Origin of the sequence: Gordonia sp. (in: high G+C Gram-positive bacteria) (genome assembly GCF_049299075.1) — a bacterium.
GTDB lineage: Bacteria > Actinomycetota > Actinomycetes > Mycobacteriales > Mycobacteriaceae > Gordonia.
The window spans coordinates 1-1,998 of the sequence record NZ_JBAQWU010000315.1; the positions used below are offsets into that span (position 1 = coordinate 1).

Sequence of the window (1,998 nt, forward strand, 5' to 3'; positions counted from 1 at the left end):
GGCGCACCAGCTCCCGGACCGCGTCCTGCTCAGCCGCCGTCAACTCCGGCGGGTTCTCCGGCTGCTCGCCGGATCGTGCCGTTGGTGGACTCACAGCCACCAGTGTCGTGCTCTCAGTCATAACGACCCTCCTGCCCCTCCGGGGCGATCAGGCCTCTTACACCGTTATCGCGACAGTCCCTTTTTGGTGGAGAGTCTTGACCTCTTCAGGGAGGCTGGAGTTATGCCTGCACCAAGGAAGTACAGCGACGAGTTGCGTGAGCGTGCCGTTCGGATGGTCGAGGCGACGTTGGTTGAGTCCCCTGGGTTGGCGCATAAGCGTGCTTGTGCCCAGGTCGGGGAGAAGCTGGGGATCCCGGGAGCGACGTTGCGGAACTGGTTCCGTAGTGGCGTCGCCGGCGCTCGGTCTCCGCGTGCAGTGGTGATCACTGACGATCCGGTCGCCCGGGTCGCTGAGTTGGAGAAGGAGAATCGGGAGCTACGTCGGGCGAACGCGATCCTGCGCAGCGCGTCGGCTTTTTTCGCGGCGGAGCTCGACCGCCCCTTGCCACGCTGATCGCCTACATCGACGCCCACCGGGACCTGTTCGGGGTCGAGCCGATCTGCACCGTCCTCACCGAGGCCGATGCGAAGATCGCCCCGAGCACCTACTACGCGGCCAAGGCCCGACCACCCTGCGCACGAGCGGTCGCCGACGCCGACCTCGACGAGCGGATCATGGTCGTGTTCGAGGCGAACTACCGGGTGTACGGTGTCCGGAAGATGTGGAAGGCACTCAACCGGCAACACGTCCTCGACGAGACCGGCCAGCCGACAGGGAGGACCTACCCGCCGGTGCCGCGGTGCACCGTGGCCCGCCGGATGCGGGCCCTTGGGCTGCGTGGCGCGGTCGCCGGGGACCACAAGAAGCCACGCACCACGATCCCCGCGACCCACCATCGACCCGAGGACGCCCTCGACCGGGACTTCTCCGCGCCGGCACCGGACACCCGCTGGGTCGCCGACCTCACCTACGTCCCGACCTGGGTCGGGTTCGTGTACGTCGCGTTCGTCCTGGACCTGTTCTCCCGGCGGATCGTCGGCTGGCGGGTGTCCTCGTCGCTGCGCACCGATCTCGCCCTCGATGCCCTCGAGCACGCCATCTGGACCCGGCACCAGGAAGGCAGCGACCTGGCCGGGCTGGTCCATCACAGCGATCGAGGCGTGCAATACCTGTCCATCCGATACACCGAGCGTCTCGAAGAACTCGGCATCACCGCCTCTGTCGGCTCCAAAGGCGACTCCTACGACAACGCCGCCGCCGAGGCCCTCAACCGACTCTTCAAAACCGAAGTCATCCGACGCCTCGGCCCCTGGCGCACCCTCGACCACGTCGAGTTCGAAGTCCTCAAATGGGTCGACTGGTACAACCAGCACCGCCTCCACGGTTGGTGCCACGACGTCCCACCCCTCGAGTTCGAGAACGCCCACTACGCTGCCCACAACCCTTCCCCGACAACCGTCGAGGAAGAACGCCTGACCCTCCACTGAACCCGGCGCGGTTCAAACCCCAAGACCGACGATGCGCCGCCGGTCTGACAGGTCGAGGGTCCTGATCCACCGATAGCCCTCCGCGAGCCGGGCTCGGTAGACCCGTTGTGATGTCATGCGGTTCCCCCCGTGGAGCCTCGAAGTGGTGTCGGATTGAGTGGGCTACTCGATCTCGCCGCTCTGGATCTTCCGCAGGAATTCGGGGTTGACCCACACCGGACCGTCGGGCTCTGGCCTAATCGTGAGCGGCGGCCGGTCAAACGTCAGGGTGAGCAACGAATCCCAGTCATTGGCCACTCTGGTCAACGCGTCCGGGTCGTCAACCTCGTATTCAGGCTCGTAGAACCAAATGCTGCCATTCTCCAGGTCAGCCGCAAGAACCGTGCCCCCGGTGCAGTGCGCCACTGGGAGCAAACCGACGTCAGCGAGTTCGGTGTAGGCCCTGGCGATTCCTCCCATGTCGAGGTC

2 protein-coding genes and 1 other annotated feature are annotated in these 1,998 nt (G+C 65.8%); of the genes, one reads left to right on the forward strand and one right to left on the reverse strand.

The features are described from left to right. The first annotated feature begins 223 nt into the window (after nt 1-223). Nucleotides 224-1,530 (forward strand): IS3 family transposase gene (locus WAW85_RS09705; RefSeq protein WP_422559409.1). Its coding sequence is split into 2 segments (ribosomal slippage): nt 224-521 and nt 521-1,530, totalling 1,308 coding nucleotides; the frame shifts between segments, so codons are not numbered across the junction. Further along, nucleotides 514-642: a sequence feature (AL1L pseudoknot), on the forward strand. Its footprint overlaps the gene before it by 129 nt. A gap of 162 nt (nt 1,531-1,692) precedes the next feature. Here the strand turns inward: WAW85_RS09705 and WAW85_RS09710 are convergent. Continuing rightward, a partial coding sequence (locus tag WAW85_RS09710) for a hypothetical protein (RefSeq protein WP_422559410.1) occupies nt 1,693-1,998 on the reverse strand: 306 nt, incomplete at its 5' end.